21 protein-coding genes, 2 tRNA genes, 3 rRNA genes and 1 pseudogene are annotated in these 25,662 nt (G+C 40.9%); 15 read left to right on the forward strand and 12 right to left on the reverse strand.

Translation table 11 applies throughout. From position 1 onward, the window contains the following. Window positions 1-7: 7 nt before the first annotated feature. The 4 genes from AC4CU0_RS06730 to AC4CU0_RS06745 form a co-directional block, all read right to left on the reverse strand. Window positions 8-358: a hypothetical protein gene (locus tag AC4CU0_RS06730; protein WP_180111298.1), complete on the reverse strand. Its 351-nt coding sequence runs from the start codon at window positions 356-358 to the stop codon at window positions 8-10. A 124-nt stretch (window positions 359-482) separates the two neighbouring features. Next, complete coding sequence (locus AC4CU0_RS06735; protein ID WP_078193901.1) at window positions 483-914, reverse strand: CBS domain-containing protein; 432 nt, start codon at window positions 912-914, stop codon at window positions 483-485. Window positions 915-1,020: 106 nt separating this feature from the next. After that, a complete protein-coding gene (locus AC4CU0_RS06740) occupies window positions 1,021-1,398 on the reverse strand; it encodes a DUF2750 domain-containing protein (protein WP_180182769.1) in 378 nt (125 codons plus the stop codon). A 139-nt stretch (window positions 1,399-1,537) separates the two neighbouring features. Continuing rightward, window positions 1,538-1,771: an SEL1-like repeat protein gene (locus AC4CU0_RS06745; protein WP_078188494.1), complete on the reverse strand. Its 234-nt coding sequence runs from the start codon at window positions 1,769-1,771 to the stop codon at window positions 1,538-1,540. A 222-nt stretch (window positions 1,772-1,993) separates the two neighbouring features. Here AC4CU0_RS06745 and AC4CU0_RS06750 point away from each other — a divergent pair, with 222 nt between their 5' ends. Together AC4CU0_RS06750 and AC4CU0_RS06755 are read left to right on the forward strand one after the other, a co-directional pair. Then, entirely contained in the window at window positions 1,994-2,353 is a 360-nt protein-coding gene (locus AC4CU0_RS06750; protein WP_180023554.1) for a hypothetical protein, read from the forward strand. A 109-nt stretch (window positions 2,354-2,462) separates the two neighbouring features. Further along, window positions 2,463-2,786, forward strand: a complete 324-nt coding sequence (locus AC4CU0_RS06755) for a hypothetical protein (protein ID WP_490742749.1) — start codon at window positions 2,463-2,465, stop codon at window positions 2,784-2,786. On the opposite strand, the gene AC4CU0_RS06760 is transcribed toward AC4CU0_RS06755, so the two are convergent. Together AC4CU0_RS06760 and AC4CU0_RS06765 are read right to left on the reverse strand one after the other, a co-directional pair. Then, entirely contained in the window at window positions 2,710-4,278 is a 1,569-nt protein-coding gene (locus AC4CU0_RS06760; RefSeq protein ID WP_490742750.1) for a M16 family metallopeptidase, read from the reverse strand. The genes AC4CU0_RS06755 and AC4CU0_RS06760 overlap by 77 nt on opposite strands. Window positions 4,279-4,404: 126 nt before the next feature. Continuing rightward, window positions 4,405-5,718, reverse strand: a pseudogene (locus AC4CU0_RS06765) (M16 family metallopeptidase); the annotation flags it as partial. A 250-nt stretch (window positions 5,719-5,968) separates the two neighbouring features. Between AC4CU0_RS06765 and ftsY the strand changes: the two are divergent. The 10 genes from ftsY (at window position 5,969) to AC4CU0_RS06815 (ending at window position 16,287) form a co-directional block, all read left to right on the forward strand. Further along, a complete protein-coding gene (gene ftsY, locus AC4CU0_RS06770; protein ID WP_180162644.1) occupies window positions 5,969-7,075 on the forward strand; it encodes a signal recognition particle-docking protein FtsY in 1,107 nt (368 codons plus the stop codon). 174 nt (window positions 7,076-7,249) lie between these two features. Further along, window positions 7,250-7,936, forward strand: coding sequence for a nitroreductase family protein (locus tag AC4CU0_RS06775; RefSeq protein WP_490742751.1), 687 nt, complete (start codon window positions 7,250-7,252; stop codon window positions 7,934-7,936). 213 nt (window positions 7,937-8,149) lie between these two features. Continuing rightward, the gene (locus AC4CU0_RS06780; protein WP_180007270.1) at window positions 8,150-8,743 is read left to right on the forward strand and encodes a nitroreductase family protein; all 594 of its coding nucleotides are present in this window, start codon (window positions 8,150-8,152) and stop codon (window positions 8,741-8,743) included. A gap of 182 nt (window positions 8,744-8,925) precedes the next feature. Then, window positions 8,926-9,603, forward strand: coding sequence for a DUF2057 domain-containing protein (locus tag AC4CU0_RS06785; RefSeq protein WP_490743471.1), 678 nt, complete (start codon window positions 8,926-8,928; stop codon window positions 9,601-9,603). 510 nt (window positions 9,604-10,113) lie between these two features. After that, window positions 10,114-11,652, forward strand: a 16S ribosomal RNA gene (locus AC4CU0_RS06790). Window positions 11,653-11,713: 61 nt separating this feature from the next. Then, a tRNA-Ile gene (locus AC4CU0_RS06795) sits at window positions 11,714-11,790 on the forward strand. A gap of 71 nt (window positions 11,791-11,861) precedes the next feature. After that, a tRNA-Ala gene (locus AC4CU0_RS06800) sits at window positions 11,862-11,937 on the forward strand. Between the two features lie 457 nt (window positions 11,938-12,394). Continuing rightward, a 23S ribosomal RNA gene (locus AC4CU0_RS06805) occupies window positions 12,395-15,288 on the forward strand. Window positions 15,289-15,478: 190 nt separating this feature from the next. Further along, window positions 15,479-15,593 (forward strand): 5S ribosomal RNA (rrf, locus tag AC4CU0_RS06810). The 16S, 23S and 5S rRNA genes sit together here with 2 tRNA genes alongside, the layout of an rRNA operon. Window positions 15,594-15,939: 346 nt before the next feature. Continuing rightward, a complete protein-coding gene (locus AC4CU0_RS06815; protein WP_180026298.1) occupies window positions 15,940-16,287 on the forward strand; it encodes a hypothetical protein in 348 nt (115 codons plus the stop codon). An 84-nt stretch (window positions 16,288-16,371) separates the two neighbouring features. Here AC4CU0_RS06815 and AC4CU0_RS06820 read toward each other — a convergent pair whose 3' ends face one another. The 6 genes from AC4CU0_RS06820 to AC4CU0_RS06845 form a co-directional block, all read right to left on the reverse strand. Then, on the reverse strand, window positions 16,372-16,956 hold the full coding sequence (locus AC4CU0_RS06820) for a lytic transglycosylase domain-containing protein (protein WP_180060136.1): 585 nt from the start codon (window positions 16,954-16,956) through the stop codon (window positions 16,372-16,374). Between the two features lie 339 nt (window positions 16,957-17,295). Then, a complete protein-coding gene (locus AC4CU0_RS06825; protein ID WP_490743472.1) occupies window positions 17,296-17,781 on the reverse strand; it encodes a GNAT family N-acetyltransferase in 486 nt (161 codons plus the stop codon). A gap of 89 nt (window positions 17,782-17,870) precedes the next feature. Continuing rightward, on the reverse strand, window positions 17,871-19,070 hold the full coding sequence (locus AC4CU0_RS06830; protein WP_490742752.1) for an acyl-CoA dehydrogenase family protein: 1,200 nt from the start codon (window positions 19,068-19,070) through the stop codon (window positions 17,871-17,873). A gap of 29 nt (window positions 19,071-19,099) precedes the next feature. Beyond that, entirely contained in the window at window positions 19,100-20,386 is a 1,287-nt protein-coding gene (locus tag AC4CU0_RS06835) for an acyl-CoA dehydrogenase family protein (protein WP_490743473.1), read from the reverse strand. A 241-nt stretch (window positions 20,387-20,627) separates the two neighbouring features. Beyond that, window positions 20,628-22,001, reverse strand: coding sequence for an ABC1 kinase family protein (locus AC4CU0_RS06840; RefSeq protein ID WP_180005577.1), 1,374 nt, complete (start codon window positions 21,999-22,001; stop codon window positions 20,628-20,630). A gap of 157 nt (window positions 22,002-22,158) precedes the next feature. Beyond that, window positions 22,159-22,464, reverse strand: a complete 306-nt coding sequence (locus AC4CU0_RS06845) for a hypothetical protein (RefSeq protein ID WP_078193872.1) — start codon at window positions 22,462-22,464, stop codon at window positions 22,159-22,161. Window positions 22,465-22,776: 312 nt separating this feature from the next. Here AC4CU0_RS06845 and prmB point away from each other — a divergent pair, with 312 nt between their 5' ends. The 3 genes from prmB to AC4CU0_RS06860 all read left to right on the forward strand — a co-directional run bounded on the left by prmB (window position 22,777) and on the right by AC4CU0_RS06860 (window position 25,624). Beyond that, window positions 22,777-23,787 (forward strand): 50S ribosomal protein L3 N(5)-glutamine methyltransferase, encoded by a 1,011-nt coding sequence (gene prmB, locus AC4CU0_RS06850; protein ID WP_490742753.1) that lies wholly within the window; start codon window positions 22,777-22,779, stop codon window positions 23,785-23,787. 13 nt (window positions 23,788-23,800) lie between these two features. Continuing rightward, entirely contained in the window at window positions 23,801-24,895 is a 1,095-nt protein-coding gene (gene aroC / locus AC4CU0_RS06855) for a chorismate synthase (protein WP_490742754.1), read from the forward strand. A 213-nt stretch (window positions 24,896-25,108) separates the two neighbouring features. Continuing rightward, entirely contained in the window at window positions 25,109-25,624 is a 516-nt protein-coding gene (locus AC4CU0_RS06860; RefSeq protein ID WP_180005575.1) for a GNAT family N-acetyltransferase, read from the forward strand. The last annotated feature ends 38 nt before the right edge of the window (window positions 25,625-25,662 follow it).

The following is a 25,662-nucleotide window of genomic DNA, read 5'->3' on the forward strand; positions in this document are numbered from 1 at the left end:
ACTGCCATTAAAAAAGACTAAGTTGCTCATCATCTGTTGATGGTGCAAAAATCTTTTGCAGTTGTATAGCCCGATCTATATTCGAAGTATCCCAGTTTTTAACTGGGATATTTTTTTTGACATAATTTTTATATAAAGTGTGGTTAACGCTTGATGTAATTGGAATTAACTCAGGATGTAGCGCATAAATAATTGCCTTTGCATCTAAAATTTCAGCGACAGCAGAAGCAATCTCTAAATTGATCGTACGTCGGTGGTATTGCAGCAGTTCATCGTCTTTCATCGATAACATTAAGCGTTCTAATTCTAAAATGATGGCATCTAGTTGGTCTAATTTATCTAAAGCGGGTTTAAACATAAGAAAGGAAATTGAGAAAAGTAATTAATTTGTAATTTGTATGTCATTACAAACTGTGAGTTATATAAAATTATTGATATTTAGAATTCCCCCTTAAAGCTTGTTAAGGGGGAAATTATTGAGTTTAGCCTGAAATATATTGTTGAAGTTGTTCGATCAGTTTTCGTTGATCATCCATTGCTGCTTTTACAAGGTCACCGATGGAGATTAAGCCAGTCAATTTCTGTTCCTCAACGACAGGTAAATGACGTAAATGGCGATCTGTCATGAGTTCTAAACATTCTTCGACAGTCGCTGCACTTGTGACAGTGATAACACTTCCCGTCATAATCTCGCTGACAGAGGTATCGAAAGATGTTCTTTCCATCAGGGCGATTTTACGTGTGTAATCACGCTCAGACAAAATCCCAACAACTGTGCCTTCATGGGTCACAACGAGGGCACCAATGCCTTTTTGTGCCATCAGGGAAATGGCTTCGAGTACAGTCGCATCTGGGGTGATGGTGTAGATTTCTTGATAAGCTTTGTCTTTAAGTACTTGGGCAACTGTAGTCATATTTTCATTCCTTTATAGTAGTTTTTGTTTAATTTAAATTAGCGCGAAATTTGAAAAAAGCAAATACTTTTCAGTGCATGTTGGGGTCAAACATGCACTGAGGGTTTTATGCCATTTGAATCTTATTTTGGTTAAAAAAGAATAAACGCATTTGCGAGGTTGTGAGCTTGAGACGGATGTGGCTAGAGCTATGCAACGCAGGGATAACTTTAAGACGTGTTAATGTCGGTAATAGCGATGCCTCAAAATCTTGTGATGTAATGCGTCGTGGAGTGTAGTTGGGCCAATGCTTTTTGGCATATTTATGCGCTTGAATGCCATTTAGCCAAAACGGGAAGATAATATGATCTTGATCGCTGGTCATTGCCCAACCTTGTTGGTGGTAGAGACCCCAAAGGACTCCACAGTACATCATGGTTTTTAAAATACTAATTTTATAAAATAAATCTTTTGGAATAGGTTTATATTGCTTTAATTTAGACATCATATGCAGCGTGTTGTTGATGTTGCTCCTATTGTAGGAAATTCTTATGAAAAAGCTGTGTAAGCTTTGAACTTGATTGTAAGAATTTATGTAGTTAAAAGTTGAAGGGTGTAAAAAACGCCACCTTAGTGACGTTTTGTTATGCTTGCAAGGTGGCCATGTTCTGCCAATATTGCGCTTTGAGTGAGTCACGTTCTACGCGGAAGCCTTGATAATAAAGTTCAGCCAAAAATAACGCTGCTTTACCATGTCCAGCACGAGCTGCATCTTCCAATTCATGAACTGCATCGCTGAAGTTCATTTGAGATTGAATTGTGTTTACCGCATTTGCGTATACATGTTCGAGTTCATGTTGAGAGAATTGTTGAATCATATTTAACTCCTTATTCTAATTATGATCATTAAGGGCCCATTCTTTAGCCCTATTAACTAATTTAACTAAGTATTATTAAACTAATATTACAATTATCTTGAATTGTCAACTATTCACGTAAATATTTCTAATTTGCTATAGTTTACATGATTAAACAATGGACAATTGTTTTCGTGAGTAAAATACTATCATAAGAAGTTGTAGATAATAAGGAGAAGTAAAATGACAAGAGTTTTAGACGGTTTAACTTTAGATTATCCTCCGACATTAGCGCAAATTGTGGAGTTGGCACATCTACATCGTCGCAATCTTGATGAAGCAATTTTTCATCAGGAAATTCATTTAGGGGATTTTGGTTTGGCACAGCGCAAACGTGTATATGATTTCACACGGGATTTAGATAAGGGACAGCGCTTAGAATTTTACAATGCATATAATGGCGAATTACTCAAAATCGCCGATGATGATGATTTACATCCTGCGCATGCAGAGGGTGGTATGAGTATATTTGCAGTATTTATCGTTTTGGCGATTATTGCATTGATACTTTATTTTGCGGTGATACGTACCATTATTCATTAAATTGTTTAGCTAACTCACAGACTGAAACAGGGGACTGATGCAGTTTTAAGCGCTGTGACTTGAACTTCTTGAACGTCAGCCATACACTACTTTGAACCTGAGGTAGTGTATGACTATTGATTTAGAAAAAATTATTCAATTCAAATCTAAAATACAGCTAGAGCAAATTTATAATATCTTTGTTTCAGTCATGATCGTGGTGATTTTGGTATTGGCTGTGATTGCCTTATATCGTCCAATTTCTGTACAGCAATACCAAAACGTGTCACGACTTGCGTTGCAGCAAAGTTATCCTGAAACTCAGGAAATGGCGATGCTGCTGGGACAGCAAGATCACATTCGCGTTGGTGCTTATCTTAAATTGATGCATGCTTATCAGATGGAGTCTGTGCGGGCACATCAACTTCCGGCTTTGGCAGAGGAACAGCCTTAGTCGCAGGGATTATCTTGGTTGGAGCTGCTTGTACATTCTCCTCCAATATCTGCTGTACTTCATTTTTATCTAAGGTTTTACTGACCACAATCACCGTCATATTTTCAGGGTGCATATAGGTACGAACCGCATTTTGTACATCAGCTACAGTTATTTTTTCCAGTAATTTAGGGTACTGGGTCAAATAATCTGGGTCTTGTTGATAAAAGCCCAATAGACCAAGCTGTGCATTGATCGTTGCATTACTGCTGTAATTATTTGGAAAAGCACGCAGCATACCGGCTTTGGTTTCTTCCATTTGTTTTTGATCAATAGGCATTTTGACAAAATCATTAAAAGCCTTATGTGCCACTCGAATACTATCTATAAGCTGATCTTGACGTGTTCCATAGCTAAAACTAAAGATTCCGGGTGCTTGGCTAAAGCTAAATGCACTATAGGCACCATAAGTATAACCACGTTTAACACGAAGCTCTTGCATGAGGACCGAGTTAAAACCACCACCGCCAAACATTCGATTGGCTACTTCTAAGGCTAATCGATCTTTGTTATCGCGTGTGGTGCCTAAATGTCCGAATATGACGTTGGCTTGGGTGGAATTGTAGGGAAGATGGATAATATCAAAGCCTTGTTTTTCTTCTGGTTGTGCAAGCGCTTTGGCTTTTTCACCTTGGTTTAAGTTTCCAGAAATACGTTCTGCTAGGTTTTGCGCTTCTTTTTTGCTGAGTTTACCTGTAATGGCAATATTCATGTTTTGAGCAACTAAAAATTGATCACGAAACTTCTTTAAAATGTCTGGTGTTATTTTTTTGATACTGCCATTGGTTCCCGTAATCGGTTCTGCATAAGGATGTGTGCCGTATACAGCCCGATAGAAACGAATATTCATTAAGCGACTTGGGCTTTCTTGGAGTTGCTTCTGACCAGCTTGGTTATTACTGAGAGCTAAGTTTAGACTAGAGGTTTTAAAAGTCGCATTTTTAATCACGTCCATCATCATACTTAAAGCAGGTTCTAATTTTTTAGGGTCTGACAATACGCGTAACCGAACGACAAACATATCTCGATGTGCTTGCACGCTAAATTGAGCACCTGTTTGGTCAAAAACCGAGGCAATTTGCGTTGCATTGTATTTTTCTGTGCCTTCATCGATTAAACGTGCAGCCATGTTGGCAACACCATACAAGCCTTTTCCGACTTCTTCATCACGAGCAGAACCTGCATTAAAGGTCAGTTGAATATCCACCATGGGTAGATCTTGCGATTCAACAAACAGGCTATTCACACCATTTCGGTTTTTCAGCACTTGAACAAGTGGAGCACGGTAGTCTTTATCAATCTGTAAATTCTTTAAACTTTGCAGCATGGGGATAGATTGTAATTGGCTCGGATTATCGTTGAGGTCAGGAACATTTTCCGTATATGTTTCTGCATGGAGGATTGAGCCAAACGCAGTGAGTAAGCTTAGGGATAAAATTTTCGTAATAGTCATCACTAATCCTTACAAGACGCTATCTGTGTTTTGGGTTGAGCTGATTTGTTGCTCTGGAATAACAACTTCCGTTTGAGCGGATTTTACTGTTTGATCTGCTTTATTTGAGGTTGTTGGAACCTCCGTCTGTTCTGGGAGTAGATACATGGTGCTTAAATTTTCTCGGACAAAATACGCATTGGCGACACGTTGAATATCTTGTGCGCTGACGTTTTCATATAATTTAGGTAATTCATCCATTAGCCTGAAACTGAGCCCATTGACTTCTAAGTTACCGATCGTCTTGGCTTGGCTGCTGATGTCATCTTGGTTATAGACTAAATTGGAGACAAAACGTGTGGTGATACGTTCAACTTCAGGTGTTTTGACTAATTCTGTTTTTAAAGTGTCGATTTCATCTTGTATCGCTTTTTGCGCTTGTTTCATTTTGACGCCATCGGCAGGGAGTGCTGAAATGGTAAACAAACTGTCTCCACGATTGTATGGATCATAAGAAACACTTACAGCAGTAAGTAATTTTCTATCGCGTACCAGTTTGTCTTGTAGGCGCGATGAGATGCCGCTGTCTAAAATATTGCGAATAATATTGAGAGCATAAGCATCTTGTGGGTTTTTTGCGGTAGCCAGTGAGCGTACATTCCACGCCATATACAAATTGGGCACTTGTACGGGTAAATTTAGTTCCATATGACGATAGCCCACACGCTCGAATTCCCTCACATCGTTACGATCAGGTGTTTTACGTGATGGAATATCACCAAAGTATTTTTGAACTTGACGAATGGCTGCTTCGGCATCGACATCACCGACAATCACCAAAATGGCGTTGTTTGGGGTATACCAATCTTTATACCATTGTTTTAAATCTGCCAATTTGATGTTTTGCAGATTTTTCATGTGTCCAATGACGGGTTGACGATAGTGACTGGTTGGATAAGAGATCCATTTGAAACGTTCATAAGCCAAAGAACGAGGGTTATCATCTGTGCGCTGTCGGCGTTCTTCCATTACCACTTTAATTTCAGGGTCGAAATCTTGTTGTTGTAATCGTAAATTACTCATACGATCCGCTTCGAGCTCCAGTGCCATAGGAAAATAGGCTTTAGGATACAACTGATAATAATTGGTGTAATTGGTAAAGGTTGCAGCGTTGATGCTGCCGCCATAGATACGGCTGAGACGTGTAAATTCATCATTAGGAACTTTGGTGGTTCCTTTAAACATCATATGTTCGAGCGCGTGGGAGATCCCTAATAGATTGCCCGACTCATCACTACTACCCACACGGTACCAAATATGGGTCATTACCATCGGCGCACGGTGGTCTTCACGGATAATGACCTTTAAACCATTTTTAAGCGTGGTTTCAAAGGTGCTACGCGTTAATTGGGTACGTGTGTCTGCATGTAGATGAGTTGCTGACCAAAGGCAACTGCTAATGACACAGATAGGAAGCGCAGAGCGAAATAAAGTTTTAAAAAGACAAGGAGAAAATCTGTTTTTATGGGACACAAAGGAATCCATTAAAATGCATTTTATAGCTATCTAGTTTTCCTAAAGTTAATTTTGATTGCAAGTTCAACATGTTGTTTTTTAGTGTGCTTCGCTCTGACAGGCGTGTAGCGACTCAATTTAAGATAACTTATGATAGAATCGGTTTTTTTAACGCAGTGCTTTTCAAGGATTCGGCATGCAACAGCAATCTCATGGGCAGAATAAATTTTTGATTGATGCTGATATCGGTGATGATGATGTCACGCTACCGAGTTTACCTGCGGTAAATGTGCCGATTATCGAGACACCGAAAGTACAGCAAGACGTTGCTGCACCATTACAAGAAACAGAGTCAGAAACTGAAGATTCGAAGGTGAAAGGCGGCTTCTTTAGTCGTATGAAAGAAGGTCTAGCAAAGTCACGTAAGAACTTGGCAGACGGCATGGTGAATATCCTGATCGGTGGGAAGGAAATTGACGATGAACTTTTAGAGGAAGTTGAAGAGCAACTTTTGGTTGCTGACATTGGTGTCGATGCAACCAAAACGATTATTGCGAACTTAACTGAACGTACTGAACGTGGCGATTTAATCTATTCGCACTCTTTATATAAAGCGCTTCAAGAAGAACTGGTGGCATTACTTGCACCACGTGTTAAACCGCTACATATCGACAGCAATAAAAATCCGTATGTGATTTTGGTTGTTGGTGTAAATGGTGTGGGTAAAACCACCACGATTGGTAAATTAGCGAAACGCTTACAAGGTGAAGGTAAAAAAGTAATGTTGGCTGCTGGTGATACATTCCGTGCAGCAGCCACAGAACAATTACAAATTTGGGGTGAACGTAATAATATTGCCGTTGTGGCGCAAGGTCATGGTGCAGATTCTGCATCTGTTATTTTTGATGCATTTGAAAGTGCTCGTGCAAAAGGCGTAGATGTGCTGATTGCAGACACTGCAGGTCGTTTACACAACAAAGGACACCTCATGCAAGAGTTGTCTAAAGTAAAACGTGTAATGCAAAAAATTGACGCTACAGCTCCACATGAAGTGATGTTGGTTGTTGATGCAGGTACAGGTCAAAATGCCATTAACCAAGTTGAAATGTTTGACGAGGCAGTAGGGCTTACAGGTCTAACCATTACTAAACTGGATGGTACTGCGAAAGGTGGTGTGTTATTTAATATTGCAAGCCGTACCCATGTGCCAATTCGTTTTATTGGTGTAGGTGAGAAAATTGATGACTTGCGTCCATTCTCAGCAAAATCATTTGTCGCAGCATTATTTGAAACTGATAAATAAATTGCGTTAAATGTCACATAAACTCCGCAAAATGCGGAGTTTTTTGTTTTTGAACTTACTGATTGATTTAAAAAGCAACATGTGAATAAATCATAGTCAAAATTTAGCCTGATATACCCTTAGAATAAGTAAGGAATTGTTGTTATATATAAAAATTGCTTTGGGGTGTTTAGGGTGGCGTTACTCGATAAAATTGGTCATGTATTGACTGCGGATATCACTAAAGATTTTAAATTAAAAAAGAAAACTACCGAACAAGAAGTAGAAGCGTCCTTTGTCGACCAACTAAAGAAACGTCGAAGTATTTATGAGCTTGGAAAAAAGGTGCATTACAGTCAGGCTTATTTGGCGGAACTGATTCAAGAATCCGTAAGAAGTTGTCCATCTGCATATAATTCGCAAAGCACACGTATTGTAGTTTTATTTGGCGAATCTCATCAAAAATTTTGGGACATTGTAAAAGACGTACAACGCAAGAATGTTGCGAGTTATATTTTTGAAGGTGTGGCGCTCAAAATAGATCAGTGTGCAGCTGGCCTGGGAACTGTGCTTTTCTATGAAGATCAAGCTGTGATTCAACAATTACAAAAGAAAGTGCCATTAAGTGCAGAAGATTTTCCAGTGTGGTCGGAGCAAACGTCAGGCATGGCTCAATTCGCAGTATGGACTTCGATCGCAGATGCAGGTTTAGGCGCATGTTTACAACATTATAATCCACACATTGATTATGCCGTTGCCGAACACTTTGATATTTCAAAACAATGGCTGCTTCGTACGCAGTTAGTCTTTGGTTCAATTGAAGGTCAAGCGCCTGAACGTTTAGAACTCGAAGATCAAGATCAGTTTAGAATTTATGAGTAATTTCTATGTTCTGTAAGTTGCTTTGATCTCTGCATTCTAAAGCAGTGAAACCAAAATCTGAATGTAAGTGAGTTGTAGGTATTTAGATGCTTATAACTGATTGTTCTAGAAATAAGACACAATGTTGTAAATATAGTCATGCAACTGTTAAAAACATCACCTATTATAAATCACAACTTAGTAAGCTAATTGAAAATAAAAAGAGGTCTTGTAATGTCATTCTTGAATCAAATCGAACAACGTCGCACAATCTATTCTATTGGTAATAACGTGAGTTTATCGCAAGATGAAATTGAGCAAACCATTAAAAATGCTGTACGTTTAAGTCCATCATCATTTAACTCTCAAACATCTCGTGTTGTTATTCTGTTTGGTGATGCACATCAAAAATTCTGGAATATCGTACGTGAAACTTTACGTAAAATTGTACCTGCAGATGCATTTGAAGGAACCAATGGCAAGATTAATAGTTTTGCAGCAGGTTTTGGTACAGCATTATTTTATGAAGATCAGGCTGTAGTAAAAGCACTCCAAGAACAATTTGCACTTTATGCAGATAATTTCCCAGTATGGTCTGAACACTCAACAGCGATTGCTCAATTTGCTACTTGGACGGCTTTGGCTGAAAAAAATATTGGTGCGTCATTACAACATTACAATCCAATTGTTGATGCTGAAACAGCTGCGGCATTTGATGTGCCAGATCAATGGAAACTACGCGCACAGCTTGTTTTTGGTTCGATTGAAGCACCTGCAGGTGAAAAAACCTTTATTGCAGATGAAGAACGATTCAAAACATTCAAGTAATGATGGTGTGTTGAATTAAAAAGGATGCATTAAGCATCCTTTTTTTATATGCAAAATTCTTGAATGAATATCAAAATAATGTCTTGAAACTAAATATACAGTGATTGTTAGATGTCATAAGATTGTCACATATGCATTGCATAGTGCAATCGAAACTAAATAATTGATAAAGAGTGATAATGATGACTTTAAGATTAACTGTTGCTGCTGCAGCGCTGATGTTAAGTAGTGCAGGATTTGCAGCTGTAACTTTGACTGTTCCGGAAGAAATCAAAATAGTTGCAGTTAATGATCAAGAAGTTACTGGTGGTATATTTCGATCTACCGAGAAATATAAGCTAGATGCAGGTGAAAACCTATTAACGGTACGTTATAGCGAATTTTTTCAACATGCTGATAATTCGCACGATATATTAAAGTCAGGTGTTGCCGCTATTCGTACTCCAGCACTGATTGATGGTCAAGAGTATCGTTTGGGTCTAGTCAATGCACCAAAAGATTTTGATGCTGCGCAAAAATATAAAGACCAACCAATATTTGGGTTGTATGACAAATCTAATCAATTACTTGTGCAGCAAGCTGGGGCAAAGAAAGAACAAAAATCGATTTTCTCCAATGGTGTTTTAGGTAATGCTGTAGATTTTACGAAGAAAGAAGCTGTACCAGAAAATCAACCGGCACCTGTTTATGCACAATCCTTAAATGTAAAACCAACAAACGTGGCAGCTCCTGTGGTCGCTCCAAAAAATATAGCTGTTCATCAAAATGGGGCAGATCAACAATTAATTCAGCTTTGGCAGAAGGCTAGTAAAGCTGAACGACAAAAATTTATGAGTTGGTTGGCTGAGCAAGCAAACTAAAGTCACTTTTGTAACTTCATTAGTTTTCTTAAAATCCGTGATATTCGAAAAGTCCGTTGAATTACGGGCTTTTTAGATTAAAGAATATAAAAATCACCAAGAATTATAAAATTCGTCTTTCATAAAGCAAAATATAAGGATATATTGATCTTTAAATAAGCAATAGATTGCTTTTGGTTTAAAAAATATACACTCAAGCAAAATATTATAGAAATTTCTATGATAGGGGCTTGTGTTTGTTTTGAAACTCTATAGAATACGCTGCATACCAACGCAGGCAGCGATAAACGTAAGGTTTTTAGTTGTTTGATGTTGTTTTCTTATTTGCTGACGAAGTATTAAGAAAATCATTAAGAGATTATGAAGAACAACTTGTGTGGATTTTTACTGATTGATCGATCGAAATTATTTTCATTGATTAATGGTAGAAATTACTCGAAGTTTATTTGAGCAAATTTTTGTCAGTAATTGATGAGCCAAGATTGGTACACTATATGTACTATTGATTTTAAACTGAAGAGTTTGATCATGGCTCAGATTGAACGCTGGCGGCAGGCTTAACACATGCAAGTCGAGCGGGAATAGGTAGCTTGCTACCGATTTCTAGCGGCGGACGGGTGAGTAATGCTTAGGAATCTGCCTATTAGTGGGGGACAACATTTCGAAAGGGATGCTAATACCGCATACGTCCTACGGGAGAAAGCAGGGGATCTTCGGACCTTGCGCTAATAGATGAGCCTAAGTCGGATTAGCTAGTTGGTGGGGTAAAGGCCTACCAAGGCGACGATCTGTAGCGGGTCTGAGAGGATGATCCGCCACACTGGGACTGAGACACGGCCCAGACTCCTACGGGAGGCAGCAGTGGGGAATATTGGACAATGGGGGGAACCCTGATCCAGCCATGCCGCGTGTGTGAAGAAGGCCTTTTGGTTGTAAAGCACTTTAAGCGAGGAGGAGGCTACTTTGGTTAATACCTAGAGATAGTGGACGTTACTCGCAGAATAAGCACCGGCTAACTCTGTGCCAGCAGCCGCGGTAATACAGAGGGTGCGAGCGTTAATCGGATTTACTGGGCGTAAAGCGTGCGTAGGCGGCTTTTTAAGTCGGATGTGAAATCCCCGAGCTTAACTTGGGAATTGCATTCGATACTGGGAAGCTAGAGTATGGGAGAGGATGGTAGAATTCCAGGTGTAGCGGTGAAATGCGTAGAGATCTGGAGGAATACCGATGGCGAAGGCAGCCATCTGGCCTAATACTGACGCTGAGGCACGAAAGCATGGGGAGCAAACAGGATTAGATACCCTGGTAGTCCATGCCGTAAACGATGTCTACTAGCCGTTGGGGCCTTTGAGGCTTTAGTGGCGCAGCTAACGCGATAAGTAGACCGCCTGGGGAGTACGGTCGCAAGACTAAAACTCAAATGAATTGACGGGGGCCCGCACAAGCGGTGGAGCATGTGGTTTAATTCGATGCAACGCGAAGAACCTTACCTGGTCTTGACATAGTAAGAACTTTCCAGAGATGGATTGGTGCCTTCGGGAACTTACATACAGGTGCTGCATGGCTGTCGTCAGCTCGTGTCGTGAGATGTTGGGTTAAGTCCCGCAACGAGCGCAACCCTTTTCCTTATTTGCCATCGGGTTAAGCCGGGAACTTTAAGGATACTGCCAGTGACAAACTGGAGGAAGGCGGGGACGACGTCAAGTCATCATGGCCCTTACGACCAGGGCTACACACGTGCTACAATGGTCGGTACAAAGGGTTGCTACTCCGCGAGGAGATGCTAATCTCAAAAAGCCGATCGTAGTCCGGATTGGAGTCTGCAACTCGACTCCATGAAGTCGGAATCGCTAGTAATCGCGGATCAGAATGCCGCGGTGAATACGTTCCCGGGCCTTGTACACACCGCCCGTCACACCATGGGAGTTTGTTGCACCAGAAGTAGGTAGTCTAACCGTAAGGAGGACGCTTACCACGGTGTGGCCGATGACTGGGGTGAAGTCGTAACAAGGTAGCCGTAGGGGAACCTGCGGCTGGATCACCTCCTTAACGAAAGATTGACGATTGGTAAGAATCCACAACAAGTTGTTCTTCATGACGATGTATCTGAGGGTCTGTAGCTCAGTTGGTTAGAGCACACGCTTGATAAGCGTGGGGTCACAAGTTCAAGTCTTGTCAGACCCACCACTACTGACGAAGTATTTGAATAAAATACGGAAGCAAACAGAGAATCAGAAACATTGACTTATTGATAAGCTGGGGACTTAGCTTAGTTGGTAGAGCGCCTGCTTTGCACGCAGGAGGTCAGGAGTTCGACTCTCCTAGTCTCCACCAAATTTCAAGATTATAAAAGCAACGCTTTTACTTGAAATTTAAGCAAGAAGCTACGCTTCGCGCAGTATGTGATCATGCAGTGTTGAAGTTGTTTAGTCCTTAAGCGATCAAGTGTTTAGGTTATAGAGCTTAGCAACAAAGTGGCGTATGATTCGCTTCATTGTTATTAAGCTCTGTGATTTATCACAGTTTCCTGACCTGACGAAGGCTGGAAAAATCATTAACAGAATATATTTGAGTTGAAATAATTTGTTCATACTCGTTTGATTTAACCTAACAAGCAATTGTGAAAGTTGAATGAAATGAGTTACTAGCGAAATTAACTGAATCAAGCGTTTTGGTATATGAATCTAATTGAAGCTGTACAGTGATTAAGTTCACGAGACTCTAACTGTGGCAATTAAGTTTGCGACGCGAAATACAACTTGTATGTATTAGCGACTGTTTGGGGTTGTATAGTCAAGTAATTAAGTGCATGTGGTGGATGCCTTGGCAGTCAGAGGCGATGAAAGACGTAATAGCCTGCGATAAGCTCCGGGGAGGCGGCAAATATCCTGTGATCCGGAGATTTCTGAATGGGGAAACCCACCCGCTATAAGGCGGGTATCATAAACTGAATACATAGGTTTATGAGGCGAACGAGGGGAAGTGAAACATCTCAGTACCCTTAGGAAAAGAAATCAATTGAGATTCCCTCAGTAGCGGCGAGCGAACGGGGAAAAGCCCATTAAGTTATCTAAGCTTTAGTGGAACGCTCTGGGAAGTGCGACCATAGTAGGTGATAGTCCTGTACGCGAAAGGGCTTAGATAATGATGTCGAGTAGGGCGAGGCACGTGAAACCTTGTCTGAATATGGGGGGACCATCCTCCAAGGCTAAATACTCCTGACTGACCGATAGTGAACCAGTACCGTGAGGGAAAGGCGAAAAGAACCCCTGTGAGGGGAGTGAAATAGATCCTGAAACCGCATGCATACAAGCAGTGGGAGCCAACTTGTTTGGTGACTGCGTACCTTTTGTATAATGGGTCAGCGACTTACATTCAGTAGCAAGGTTAACCGATTAGGGGAGCCGTAGAGAAATCGAGTCTTAATAGGGCGTTTAGTTGCTGGGTGTAGACCCGAAACCGGGTGATCTATCCATGAGCAGGTTGAAGGTTGGGTAACACTAACTGGAGGACCGAACCCACTGTCGTTGAAAAGCCAGGGGATGACTTGTGGATAGGGGTGAAAGGCTAATCAAACTCGGTGATAGCTGGTTCTCCCCGAAAGCTATTTAGGTAGCGCCTCGGACGAATACCATTGGGGGTAGAGCACTGTTTCGGCTAGGGGGTCATCCCGACTTACCAAACCGATGCAAACTCCGAATACCAATGAGTACTATCCGGGAGACAGACTGCGGGTGCTAACGTCCGTAGTCAAGAGGAAAACAATCCAGACCGCCAGCTAAGGCCCCAAAATTATAGTTAAGTGGGAAACGATGTGGGAAGGCATAGACAGCTAGGAGGTTGGCTTAGAAGCAGCCACCCTTTAAAGAAAGCGTAATAGCTCACTAGTCGAGTCGGCCTGCGCGGAAGATGTAACGGGGCTAAAACTATATGCCGAAGCTGCGGATTTACACATTAGTGTAAGTGGTAGGGGAGCGTTCTGTAAGCCGATGAAGGTGGATTGAGAAGTCTGCTGGAGGTATCAGAAGTGCGAATGCTGACGTGAGTAACGACAAAACGGGTGAAAAACCCGTTCGCTGAAAGACCAAGGGTTCCAGTCCAACGTTAATCGGGGCTGGGTGAGTCGACCCCTAAGGCGAGGCCGAGAGGCGTAGTCGATGGGAAATTGGTTAATATTCCAATACTTCAGTGTAATGCGATGAGAGGACGGAGAAGGTTAAGTCAGCCTGGCGTTGGTTGTCCAGGTGAAAGGAAGTAGGCATGTATCTTAGGCAAATCCGGGGTACTCTATGCTGAGATCTGACAGCAAGCTGTACTTGTACAGTGAAGTGGCTGATACCATACTTCCAGGAAAAGTCTCTAAGCTTCAGTTACACTGGAATCGTACCCGAAACCGACACAGGTGGTCAGGTCGAGTAGACCAAAGCGCTTGAGAGAACTCTGCTGAAGGAACTAGGCAAAATGGTACCGTAACTTCGGGAGAAGGTACGCTGCTTTTGGTGATGGAACTTGCTTCCTGAGCTGAGAGCAGCCACAGAAACCAGGCCCCTGCAACTGTTTATTAAAAACATAGCACTCTGCAAACACGAAAGTGGACGTATAGGGTGTGATGCCTGCCCGGTGCTGGAAGGTTAATTGATGGGGTTAGCGTAAGCGAAGCTCTTGATCGAAGCCCCAGTAAACGGCGGCCGTAACTATAACGGTCCTAAGGTAGCGAAATTCCTTGTCGGGTAAGTTCCGACCTGCACGAATGGCATAATGATGGGGGCGCTGTCTCCAGCAGAGGCTCAGTGAAATCGAAATCGCCGTGAAGATGCGGTGTACCCGCGGCTAGACGGAAAGACCCCGTGAACCTTTACTGCAGCTTGACATTGAACTTTGATCTTACTTGTGTAGGATAGGTGGGAGGCTTTGAAACCGAGACGCTAGTTTCGGTGGAGCCAATCTTGAAATACCACCCTGGTAATATTGAGGTTCTAACTCTGCTCCATGATCTGGAGCGAGGACCATGTCTGGTGGGTAGTTTGACTGGGGCGGTCTCCTCCTAAAGAGTAACGGAGGAGTACGAAGGTGCGCTCAGCGTGGTCGGAAATCACGCGTAGAGTATAAAGGCAAAAGCGCGCTTAACTGCGAGACCCACAAGTCGAGCAGGTACGAAAGTAGGTCTTAGTGATCCGGTGGTTCTGTATGGAAGGGCCATCGCTCAACGGATAAAAGGTACTCTGGGGATAACAGGCTGATACCGCCCAAGAGTTCATATCGACGGCGGTGTTTGGCACCTCGATGTCGGCTCATCTCATCCTGGGGCTGAAGCAGGTCCCAAGGGTATGGCTGTTCGCCATTTAAAGAGGTACGCGAGCTGGGTTTAGAACGTCGTGAGACAGTTCGGTCCCTATCTACCGTGGGCGCTGGAAATTTGAGAGGATCTGCTCCTAGTACGAGAGGACCAGAGTGGACGAACCTCTGGTGTACCGGTTGTGACGCCAGTCGCATCGCCGGGTAGCTATGTTCGGAAGGGATAACCGCTGAAAGCATCTAAGCGGGAAGCCTACCTCAAGATAAGATTTCCCTTGGACTTTATGTCCACTAAAGAGCCGTTGAAGACTACGACGTTGATAGGTTGGATGTGGAAGTGCGGTGACGCATGAAGCTGACCAATACTAATTGCTCGTGAGGCTTGACTATACAACACCCAAACAGTTGTTGTATAAAAGCTCAATTGATTCGATATTAAGCAAAATAACTTGATTTAGTTAACGCTTAAGAACAAAATACTGCAACTCAGATATGATCTGTTAATAACTCATTTGGTAGAAAACTTAGCACGAAGAGCACTGCTCTGAGATTAGACTAAGCAAGTATCCATAACAGTTGTGCTGGCGACAATAGCAAGAGTGAACCACCTGATCCCTTCCCGAACTCAGAAGTGAAACCTCTTAGCGCTGATGGTAGTGTGGGGTTACCCATGTGAGAGTAAGTCATCGCCAGCTCATTATTCGAAACACCCCCTGACTAGTGCAGGGGGTGTTTTTTTATGCGTGATGAAAAGGGAAGAAAAAAATAATAAGAAAAGCAGAAGAAAAAGCAGGGAAATGATAGATATTTAAAAAGAATAAGGCCGATCAACAATAAACTCGTCTAGAACTCTTTTATATCATTTAAAATGTTTTGCTAATGAAAATGTGTAATAAATCAATATAATAAAATCGTTTGTCTCTTTAATAATATATAGGGTATATAAGATGTTTTTAAAAAAAATTATTAGCTACAGTTTTATTTGCATTTGTTTCTTTCAATACTACAGCCGGTGTGTATCAGGATAAACTAAGTGAATGTTTGGTAAATAAAATTTCAGCAAAAGAGAGTCAGAACTTAACAGCTTGGATTTATTTGGCATTTTCAGCACATCCAGAAATTTCTAAATATAGTAAAGTAACGCCAGTTGAGATACAAAAAATTGATAAAAATATGGCTATTCTATTTCAAGATTTATTTACTAAACGTTGTAATGCTGAAATCAAAGCTGTTACAGAAAATGAAGGAACAAATGCTCTAGGTAAAGCATTTGAACTATTGGGAAATCGTGCAGCTGAAAATCTGATGAAAAATCCAATTGTTGAAAAACGTATTGCATCATTTGCGCAATATTTTGATGAAGATAAAATGCGTCAATCTATGAAATAATTGAAGAGATTAGACCTAACAAAATTTATCCTCTTAAGCTTAGTTAGGTCTATATGGTTAAATAAAAGATTAAATTTTTAGAAATTATAAGGAACTTTTTAAATTATTTTGATGTTCTTTAACTTGTTTTGCATAACGTTTGCCTTGTTTTTTCATTTTTCGATTGGTGTTATAAGCAGTAGGTCCGACATTATAGTAGGCTAAAGCTTTTGGAATACTACCTGCCGCATTTTTATATTTAGTTAAAATAAATGACCCACAATTAATATTGGTTAATTCGTCATATAAATCCCCAGGGCATGTTGCTTGCCAATAACGTGGCATCACCTGAGTTAAACCGACTGCACCTGCAGGTGAGCTGACATAAGGGCGGAAAGTTGATTCTTGGCGAATAACGGCAGCCAGTAGTAAAGGATCTAAGTTGTATTGATCAGCAGTTTGCACAATGTAGGGGGACACTCGATTTGCAGTTTCAGGATTGACTGAATAGGCCTTTTGTATCCCTGATGAAAGTTTAACAGCACGTTTCTCTACAGAGCCACCACCAAGTGATGAACATGCAGAAATCAGACTTACAGATATAATAACAGTTGAAAACTTTAAGCTGTGAGCGCTCAGGAGCGAAGTAAGACGAGTTGAAAGGCGAGTTTTATTCAGTACATTCTGCATTTATATTCACTTTAAAATAATCATGGCTAAGTGTAATTTCTAAAGCGATAGTATGAACTGGAGACTTAGAGGTCAATATTTTCTTAAGATGCTCTGTACAGTGAAATTGTAAGAATTGATGGAAATGTACTCAAATTACATAATTATTTAAGTGAAGAGAGAAAAACAGATCGTGTTAATTGAGTCAGTATTTCTCTCTTTACATTCTTACTTAAGATTGTGGGGCATTCAAATCCCGAGAACTTTAGTTATAAAAAACTAGAATATCCACTCATGAAATATCCCTATTTGAAAAAGCTATAACTTTTTTCAGAGGTATGAATGGAATCTAAGTATAATTTAAAGTGTTTTAAGCATCCAAATTTCGCATGCTTGGCTATGACCTGTATTGCCCTTGGGAGCTTGTAAATGTTGAAATCCTACTTTTTCATAGAGTTTTACCGCTTGTCCAAGTGTATGTGTAGTTTCTAAATAACACGCTTTAAAATTATGATCTTTGGCGAATTGAAAACAAAGTTCTAAAATATCTTTGGCTAAGCCATGACCACGTAATTCAGGCATAAAATACATTTTTTGGATTTCTAAAATGTTTGAGTCTTCAGCTAAAGGAGAAAGGCCGCCACCACCTAAAATTGTACCGTGTTGATTTTCAATAACCCAATATTGTGCATTTGCTTGCGCATAGACGTGATATAAATCATCTAAAATTGGATCTGCAACGGCAAATCCTGATTCAGGTGCTAATCCAAATTCTTTGGAAACTGTGCGAATGACATTGGCAATGCTTGCATTGTCTTCAAGTTGAAGTGGTCGGATCTGAAACATAATCATCGAAAAACAAAAAGATGGATTGTTTATAGACTGATCCTATATAAAAATCCATCTTTAAGTTTCAAATTGCTCAAGCAAAGTAATTATTTTAATTCGTTTGAACTTTTACCCAGTTCACGTCGTGCAACGATTAATTGTTGAATTTGCTGTGTTCCTTCAAATATATCAAGGATTTTTGAATCACGTGCCCATTTTTCCAATAATTCATCTTCGTTATAACCAACTGCAGCTGCGAGCTCTACACATTTTAATGTGATTTCATTACCTACACGGCCTGCTTTTGCTTTAGCGATGGATGCTTCACGTGAGTTAGGTCTTTTGTTGTCGGCCATCCATGCGGCTTTGAGCATGAGGAGACGTGCTGCTTCCCAGTCTGCTTCCATACGGTAGATTTGTGCAGCAATATTCGAGCTTTGTAAGATCGGTGTTGAATACTGCTCATCTAATTCATCTTTAAAGATTTCTTTAATTCGCTCTAAAGATGCTTTTGCACAGCCAACAGCCATCGCGGCAACGAGCGGGCGAGTATTATCAAAAGTTTCCATAACCCCAGCAAAACCTTTTGCTACATCAATTTCAGCATTACCTAATAAGTTTGCAGCAGGGACACGACAATCTACAAAACTAATGGCAGCAGTATCAGAAGCTTTAATACCCAATTTATGTTCTAGGCGTTCTACAGTCATGCCCAGCGTACCTTTTTCAACAACAAAGGATTTTATCGCTGCACGGCCTAATTTTTTATCTAGCGTTGCCCAAACCACCACTGAATCAGCACGTTCGCCCGAGGTGACAAAGATTTTTTCACCATTGAGTATGTATTCATCACCATCTTTCGTCGCTGTTGTCCGAATTGCTGCTGAATCAGAGCCGCAATTCGGTTCCGTAATAGCCATAGCGGCCCAAGTTCCTTTTAAGCGCTCTAATTGTTCATCATTGGCTACTGCTGCAATAGCCGAGTTTCCAAGCCCTTGGCGAGGCATGCTGAGCAACAGGCCTGTATCTCCATAGCACATCTCGATGATACTGAGGGCTGTCGACATATTGACACCGTTTTTATTTCCAGTATCTGTGTCTCCACGTTTATTGACGGCAGCACCTGCATTCATGCCATCACCGCCATCATTCATACCGTCGACGAGGGAAGACAACATGTCTAACTCTTTAGGATAGGCATGTTCGGCTTTGTCATATTTACGTGAAATAGGACGTAGAACATTTAAAGCGACTTCATGGGCTTGGTCGATCAGCAATTTAAATTTTTTCGGATTTTGTAAGTTCATGGACATTTCCTTGTTTTTATTTTGCTGAATTATGCATGTAAGCCAGATTGAAGAATCGCTGTGGCACGTAAGTCTCGATACCAACGTTCTACGGGATGTTCTTTGGTAAAGCCATGACCACCTAATATTTGCACGCCATCGGTCCCAATTTTCATCGATTTTTCAGCACATAGCACGCGGGCTAAATAGGCTTCACGATGAAATGGCTTGCCGGCTTCGGCTAGACTTGCTGCGTTTAGGATGAGCATATGCATGGCATCAATTTCGATTGCCATATCTGCAATCATAAATGCCACACTTTGACGGTGCGAAATTGGCTCTCCAAAAGCTGTACGTTCGTTTGCATATTGAATGCAATATTTTTTGACTGCAGTTGCGGTGCCAACAGCCATGGCACACCACATTAAGTTGCCAAGATCGATAAATGAGGTGTAATTGAAATCTTGATCTCCTAAGCGTTGGGCAGGGGTCTGATCAAATTTTAAAGTTACCGTTTCAGTGGCTTTTAAACCCATAGCTGGTGTTTTTTTAGCGCTAATGCTCTGGTCACGTTGCACAATAAAAACTTCAGGCTGGCCATTGAGCATGGCACTCACTAACAGCACATCTGCCTGTTCACCTAAAATGACTAAGGTTTTCTCCCCACTGATTTTATATTGTTGGCCATCTGCAATCGCTTGAGTTTTAAGTTGATAAGGATTAAATGCCGCCGTGGCCTCTTGTACCGCAAAGCTTGCACGTAGGGCTGAATCATCTGCAAATGCCGCTAAATAGGTTGCTTGAACAGATTCGGAACCCCATTGGGTGATAGCATTGATACAGCAAAACGTCGACAGTAAACCTGCTGTTAAACTAAAGTCACCTTCAGCCAATTGTTCCGCAATTAAGATATTGCTAATGATGTTTTTTTCTGCTGCAACGCCACCCAAATCTTCAGGTAAGGCATAATAATTTAGACCTAGATCTTGGATATGTTGCCATAACGCTTCAGGAAATCTTTCCTCTTGATCGGCTTGATGAGCAAGGGGATACAAGACTTCTGTGGCAAACTGCTGCATCGCATCAGCAGTCATTTGCTGTTCTCCAGTCAGGTTTAAATCAAATAATGATTTTTGTTGATTTGGCAAACGTTGCTTATGCACATCTTTGTTGGTCTGAAATGCTTTTTGCGTCTGGCTCAGGGTTTTAAAACCAGCTTTTGAGCTTTGATACAAAGATTTTTCAACAAATTTGCGCAGTTTAAACTGATCGAGTACATCACTTCCGGCAATTTTCGTTAAAAGTGAGAGCCCAAATCCTTGTGCCTTGTTTACCATATTGGTCATTGTTGTTTTCCATTTGCGTTGTTCTTATTTAATGCTGACATGCCAAAGATAGAAAAACCATGTCATAAATGACATGCATGATTGTCAAAGATAAACGGCGAGATTAGGTGGGATTTGATAGCTAAATGATTAATTAAGAATAGAAAAGTAAAAAGGCTTAAAAGGATTGTTATTTTGAAATTGACTTGGCTGACATTTGAGTCGGCCAAGTCTTAAGGTGTGCATTGAGTGTTTATTGATATTTTTGAATCATACGACGAACATTGGTTTTCGCTTCAATGACAGTCATAAAGGTATATGCACCGATAAATTTACGGCTAATAAACATAAACTCTTTCGGTGGAACTGAGAAGTAGCGAGATGCCATCGATTTTGACGCTTGTTGCATCACACGGCTATGTAATTGGCTTTTTTTCCAGTCATAGCGTTGTTGTTCGTCCATAACACCAGCAGGGATGTTTGGGTTATTTTCAGTGCTACTAAATGCCTCTGTCGCTAACAAAAAGACTTTAGCCATATCAGGTTTAATACTTTGTGGAATACCATCAAAGAACTCATAACCTGTCATCGCTTTGACCATTTGCTCAGAGCTGTGATGGTAACCCGCGGTAATCAAATTACGCGCAACGCCTAATAGATGCTCATCGAACTGACGGATCGCACCAAAGTCGAGGAGAACAATTTTATCTGGTACATCCGCACCATTGCCTAAACGGACCAAATAGTTTCCGAAGTTAGGGTCGGTTTGCATTTCACCCCATTCAAAAATTTCGCGTACGGCAATTTCAAGTGATGCTTCACCTAAGGCGTTACGGCGCTCTTGAGGAAGTGACAGCATTACTGGGCTGTTAATCGGTACACCACGTTCAAAAGTCATACACAGTACTTGAGGTGTTGAATAACCTTCAATAATTTGCGGCACGATATAGCGTGGGTCTTCTTTTAAGCGTGCAGCAAAACGGCGAGTGGTGTCTGCTTCAATTTTATAATTTACTTCACGATGCATCATTTCACGAACTTCATCAAACCACTGATCAAATTCACGGGTTTGAGGAACCATTCGTGTCAGTTTGAGCATGTTTTTGAATAGATTCATATCCGAATCGATGGCATCTGCCACACCCGGATACTGGATTTTTAAAACCAGTTCTAAACCATCAGATTTACGTTTTGCACGGTGAACTTGTGCCAAAGACGCAGTGCCAAGTGGCTCATGATCAATCACGAGATCATCAAGCTTTGAGCCTAGTTGATTTTGTAATTGGACTTTAATGGCTGGCCATGCCAATGCAACTGTTTGATTGTTCAAGGTGTTGAGGGCTTGGGTGATTTCTTCAGGCAGAAAATGTTCACCATACAACGCCATCATTTGCCCGATTTTTACAATTGAACCTTTTAATTTACCAATTTCTGCGACGAGATATTCAGCCTGATCTTTCATGGCTTTTTTACGCTTTTTCTCTTTTTCTTCTTCACTCGAAAAAATAGAAGTCGCGTTTGATGCTGCCCAACGAGTTCCCGCAAGTAGCGATGCCTTTGCGATAGATAAGCGTCGATCCATAGAAGACGTTTTCAAGTGTTTGAGCTTATCGTTCTGATCTGACATGTAAATTAAATCCTTTAATCAGCAATTCGCAGAAAAATACATTGTAGCTAATTTTAACGTTTCTTAACGTATTAAAATAGTTCAACTTACTGAATATGCAGTAAGCATTTGCAAACTTAAGCAAGATGCCGCGTAGACAGGTACATTGGAAAGAAAACTATAAACGATATTTGATTTTTACCGTGTCGTTTTGCATCAATGCCGCTTTATGTTCTTCAATATGTTGATGAATAAGGTGTTGGACAGATTCGTCTTTAAATCCGGCAGCATAACCTTTGACAATAATAATGCTCGGTAAGCTAAAAAATAGGGTACGAGCGTTTTCTAAACTCGGATCAGGGAAAACTTGATGTTCGATCAGCAGTTGCTGAAAAAATGCCTTTTCATTTTGCACGTTTAAAGACTGAGTGTCTTCCCAATAGCTTTGACGCATAGCCATGAGGTTATTGTGCTTATAGCTCATTGGAGCCCCGCATTTAAAATTTAACTGTTTGTATGGGGATGATTTTAAGAAATTAAAGCTTAGGATCAAGTACAAATTGCTAAACAATTGAGCTTGAATTGGTTTTTATTCGTAATTTTCATCTAATTAGATTTTATAGACTGCTGAAGAAAGGCATAAAGTACAAATTTCATTTCAGCGAATGTATCTGACCTATATATGTAGGTTATGAAATGCTTGCAAGCGGTGAATAATGCCGTATTTTTATTATAAATAGCATCAAAACAAGGTATCATAGGGCGTTTAAAAAATTATGAACTGGAGACGCCTTAAGTGGATCGACCGACTATTAGCCCTGAACATTTACAGGAAGCAGCTGAAAACCTATCAACAATTCGTGATTATATCCGCTTTGGGGTAACAGCTTTACGTCAATATGATGCCCACTTAGGACAAGGTACAGAAGACTATTTTGCTGAAAGCTCAGCATTGGTTTTACAAACGTTATCTCTAGATTGGAATGCAGATGCGGAAATCTTAGATGCGAAATTATTGCCAAGTGAAGTTGCAGAATTTTTAGCATTGTTAGAACGTCGTATTAATGAAAAAGTTCCGACGTCTTATTTACTTAACTTGTCGTATTTCTTTGGTAAGCCATTTTATGTCGATGAACGTGTACTGATTCCACGTTCTCCAATTGCAGAATTGATTGAAAACCGCTTTGCGCCATATTGCTTAGGTGAAAATGGCGAAATGGGTGCTGCGGTTAATAATCTACCTGAAAATGCCAATCCAAAAACTCCTCAGCGCATTTTAGATATGTGTACGGGTTCAGGTTGTATCGCGATTGCCTTAGCTTATGCATTCCCTGACGCTGAAGTTGATGCAACAGATTTGTCTAAAGATGCACTTGAAGTGGCACAAATTAACTGTGAACACCACAATAAACAATATCAAGTGGCTTTACTTGAGTCTGATTTATTCGCCAAAATTCCAGCAGAAAATCAATATGATTTGATCGTGTCGAATCCACCATATGTGGATGCTGAAGACATGGCAGATTTACCAGAAGAATTCCACCATGAACCTGAAATGGCGCTTGCTGCGGGTCAAGACGGTTTGGATCTTGTGCGTAAAATGTTGGCACAAGCTGCAGATTACCTGACTGAAGATGGCTTAATTGTGATTGAAGTGGGTAACTCAGAATGGGCAATGCGTCAAAACTTCAATACCGTTGATTTTTACTGGTTACAATTCCAAAAAGGCGGTACAGGTATCTTTGCATTGACTGCTGCTCAATGCCGCGAATACCGAGATTTTTTCATTCAATCTGTTCAGGCATAAGGAGTCGTTTGACATGGCAGGTAATAGTATAGGGCAACTCTTCCGTGTAACGACTTGTGGTGAATCTCATGGCGTTGGTCTGATGGCCATTGTGGATGGGGTTCCACCGGGTATTGAACTGACTGAAGCCGATTTGCAAAAGGATCTGGATCGTCGTAAGCCGGGCACATCTAAGTTTGCGACTCAGCGTAAAGAACCCGATGAAGTTGAAATTATTTCAGGCGTATTTGAAGGTAAAACGACCGGTACATCGATTGGTCTATTGATCCGTAACACAGATCAAAAATCAAAAGATTATGGCAACATCGCGCAAACCTTCCGTCCGGGTCATGCAGACTATACGTATACACATAAGTATGGTTTCCGTGATTATCGTGGTGGTGGTCGCTCGAGTGCTCGTGAAACTGCGATGCGTGTTGCTGCGGGTGCGATTGCTAAAAAATTCTTGTTTGAGAAATTCGGCATCGAAATTCGTGGTCATGTAACGCAAATTGGTACCGAAAAAGCACAGAAATTGGACTGGAATGAAGTTCTGAATAACCCATTTTTCTGTGGTGATGCTGATGCCGTCCCACGTTTTGAAGCTCTAGTAACGTCACTTCGTGAACAAGGAACGAGCTGTGGCGCTAAACTGGAAATTATTGCGACACAAGTGCCAGTTGGCTGGGGCGAGCCTGTATTTGATCGTTTAGATGCAGATATTGCACATGCTATGATGTCCATCAACGCTGTAAAAGGTGTTGAAATTGGTGATGGCTTTGGTGTTGCCGAGCAGTTTGGTCATGAAACCCGTGATGAGTTAACTACGGATGGTTTCTTGGCAAACCATGCTGGCGGCATTTTGGGTGGTATTTCGAGTGGTCAGGACATTCGTGTTGCGATTGCTTTGAAACCAACAGCTTCCATTACTACGCCGGGTAAAACCATTACGATTAATCGTGAAGATACTGATGTGTTGACCAAAGGTCGCCATGATCCTTGTGTCGGTGTTCGTGCGACACCAATTGCAGAGGCGATGTTGGCAATTGTGCTTATGGATCACTTCATGCGTAACCGCGCACAAAATGCGGATGTAGTCGCACCATTTGCCCCAATTGAACCCAAGTGAGGAAACAAAGCGCTGCTTTGTTCCGAACGCGGTTGGTGAGTAGCGTTAGCGAGTCACAGTAGATAAATAACAAAGCGCTGCTTTGTTCCGAACGCGGTTGGTGAATAGCTTTAGCAAGTCACACTGATGAGAAAATTGCATAAAAAAACCAGACAATTGTCTGGTTTTTTTATTTCGGTAAACTAGGCCTATGAAAATAAATAGCAAAAAAATATGAATATACGAAATGCTTTACTTGGTGATATTCAGCAGCTTGAAAGCTTAATGAATACAGCCTATCGGGAAAATCATCCCAAGAGTTGGACGACAGAACATCATATTGTTCGAGGAAATCGAATAAATGTGTCTCAACTCAGTCAACTCTTACAAAAAAGGGATTTTCATTTATATGTGATTGAGTCGGTACATGCGCAGATCATGGGGTGTATTGGTATTCAAATGCAGGGGAAGAGCTGTGAAATTGGTCATTTTGCAATTCATCCAAATGAGCAAGCTCAGGGCTTAGGAAAAAAATTATTGCAATTTGCAGAACAGCAAGCGATGTTGATTGAACCCAATGTTGAAGAATTTGTGATGTATGTGATTGATCGGCGTTTAGAATTAATAAAATATTATCAACGACGTGGCTATAAGCTTACAGATGAAAATCAAGCCTATCCTCTTCATCTAGAGGTAGGTCAACCGATTTGTGAACTGACAATTAAACAATTAATTAAACGAATAAAATAAAGACCATGTGATGCATTTGATCAATTTATAAAGCGAGA

The organism is Acinetobacter sp. LipI_15, from assembly GCF_058242865.1.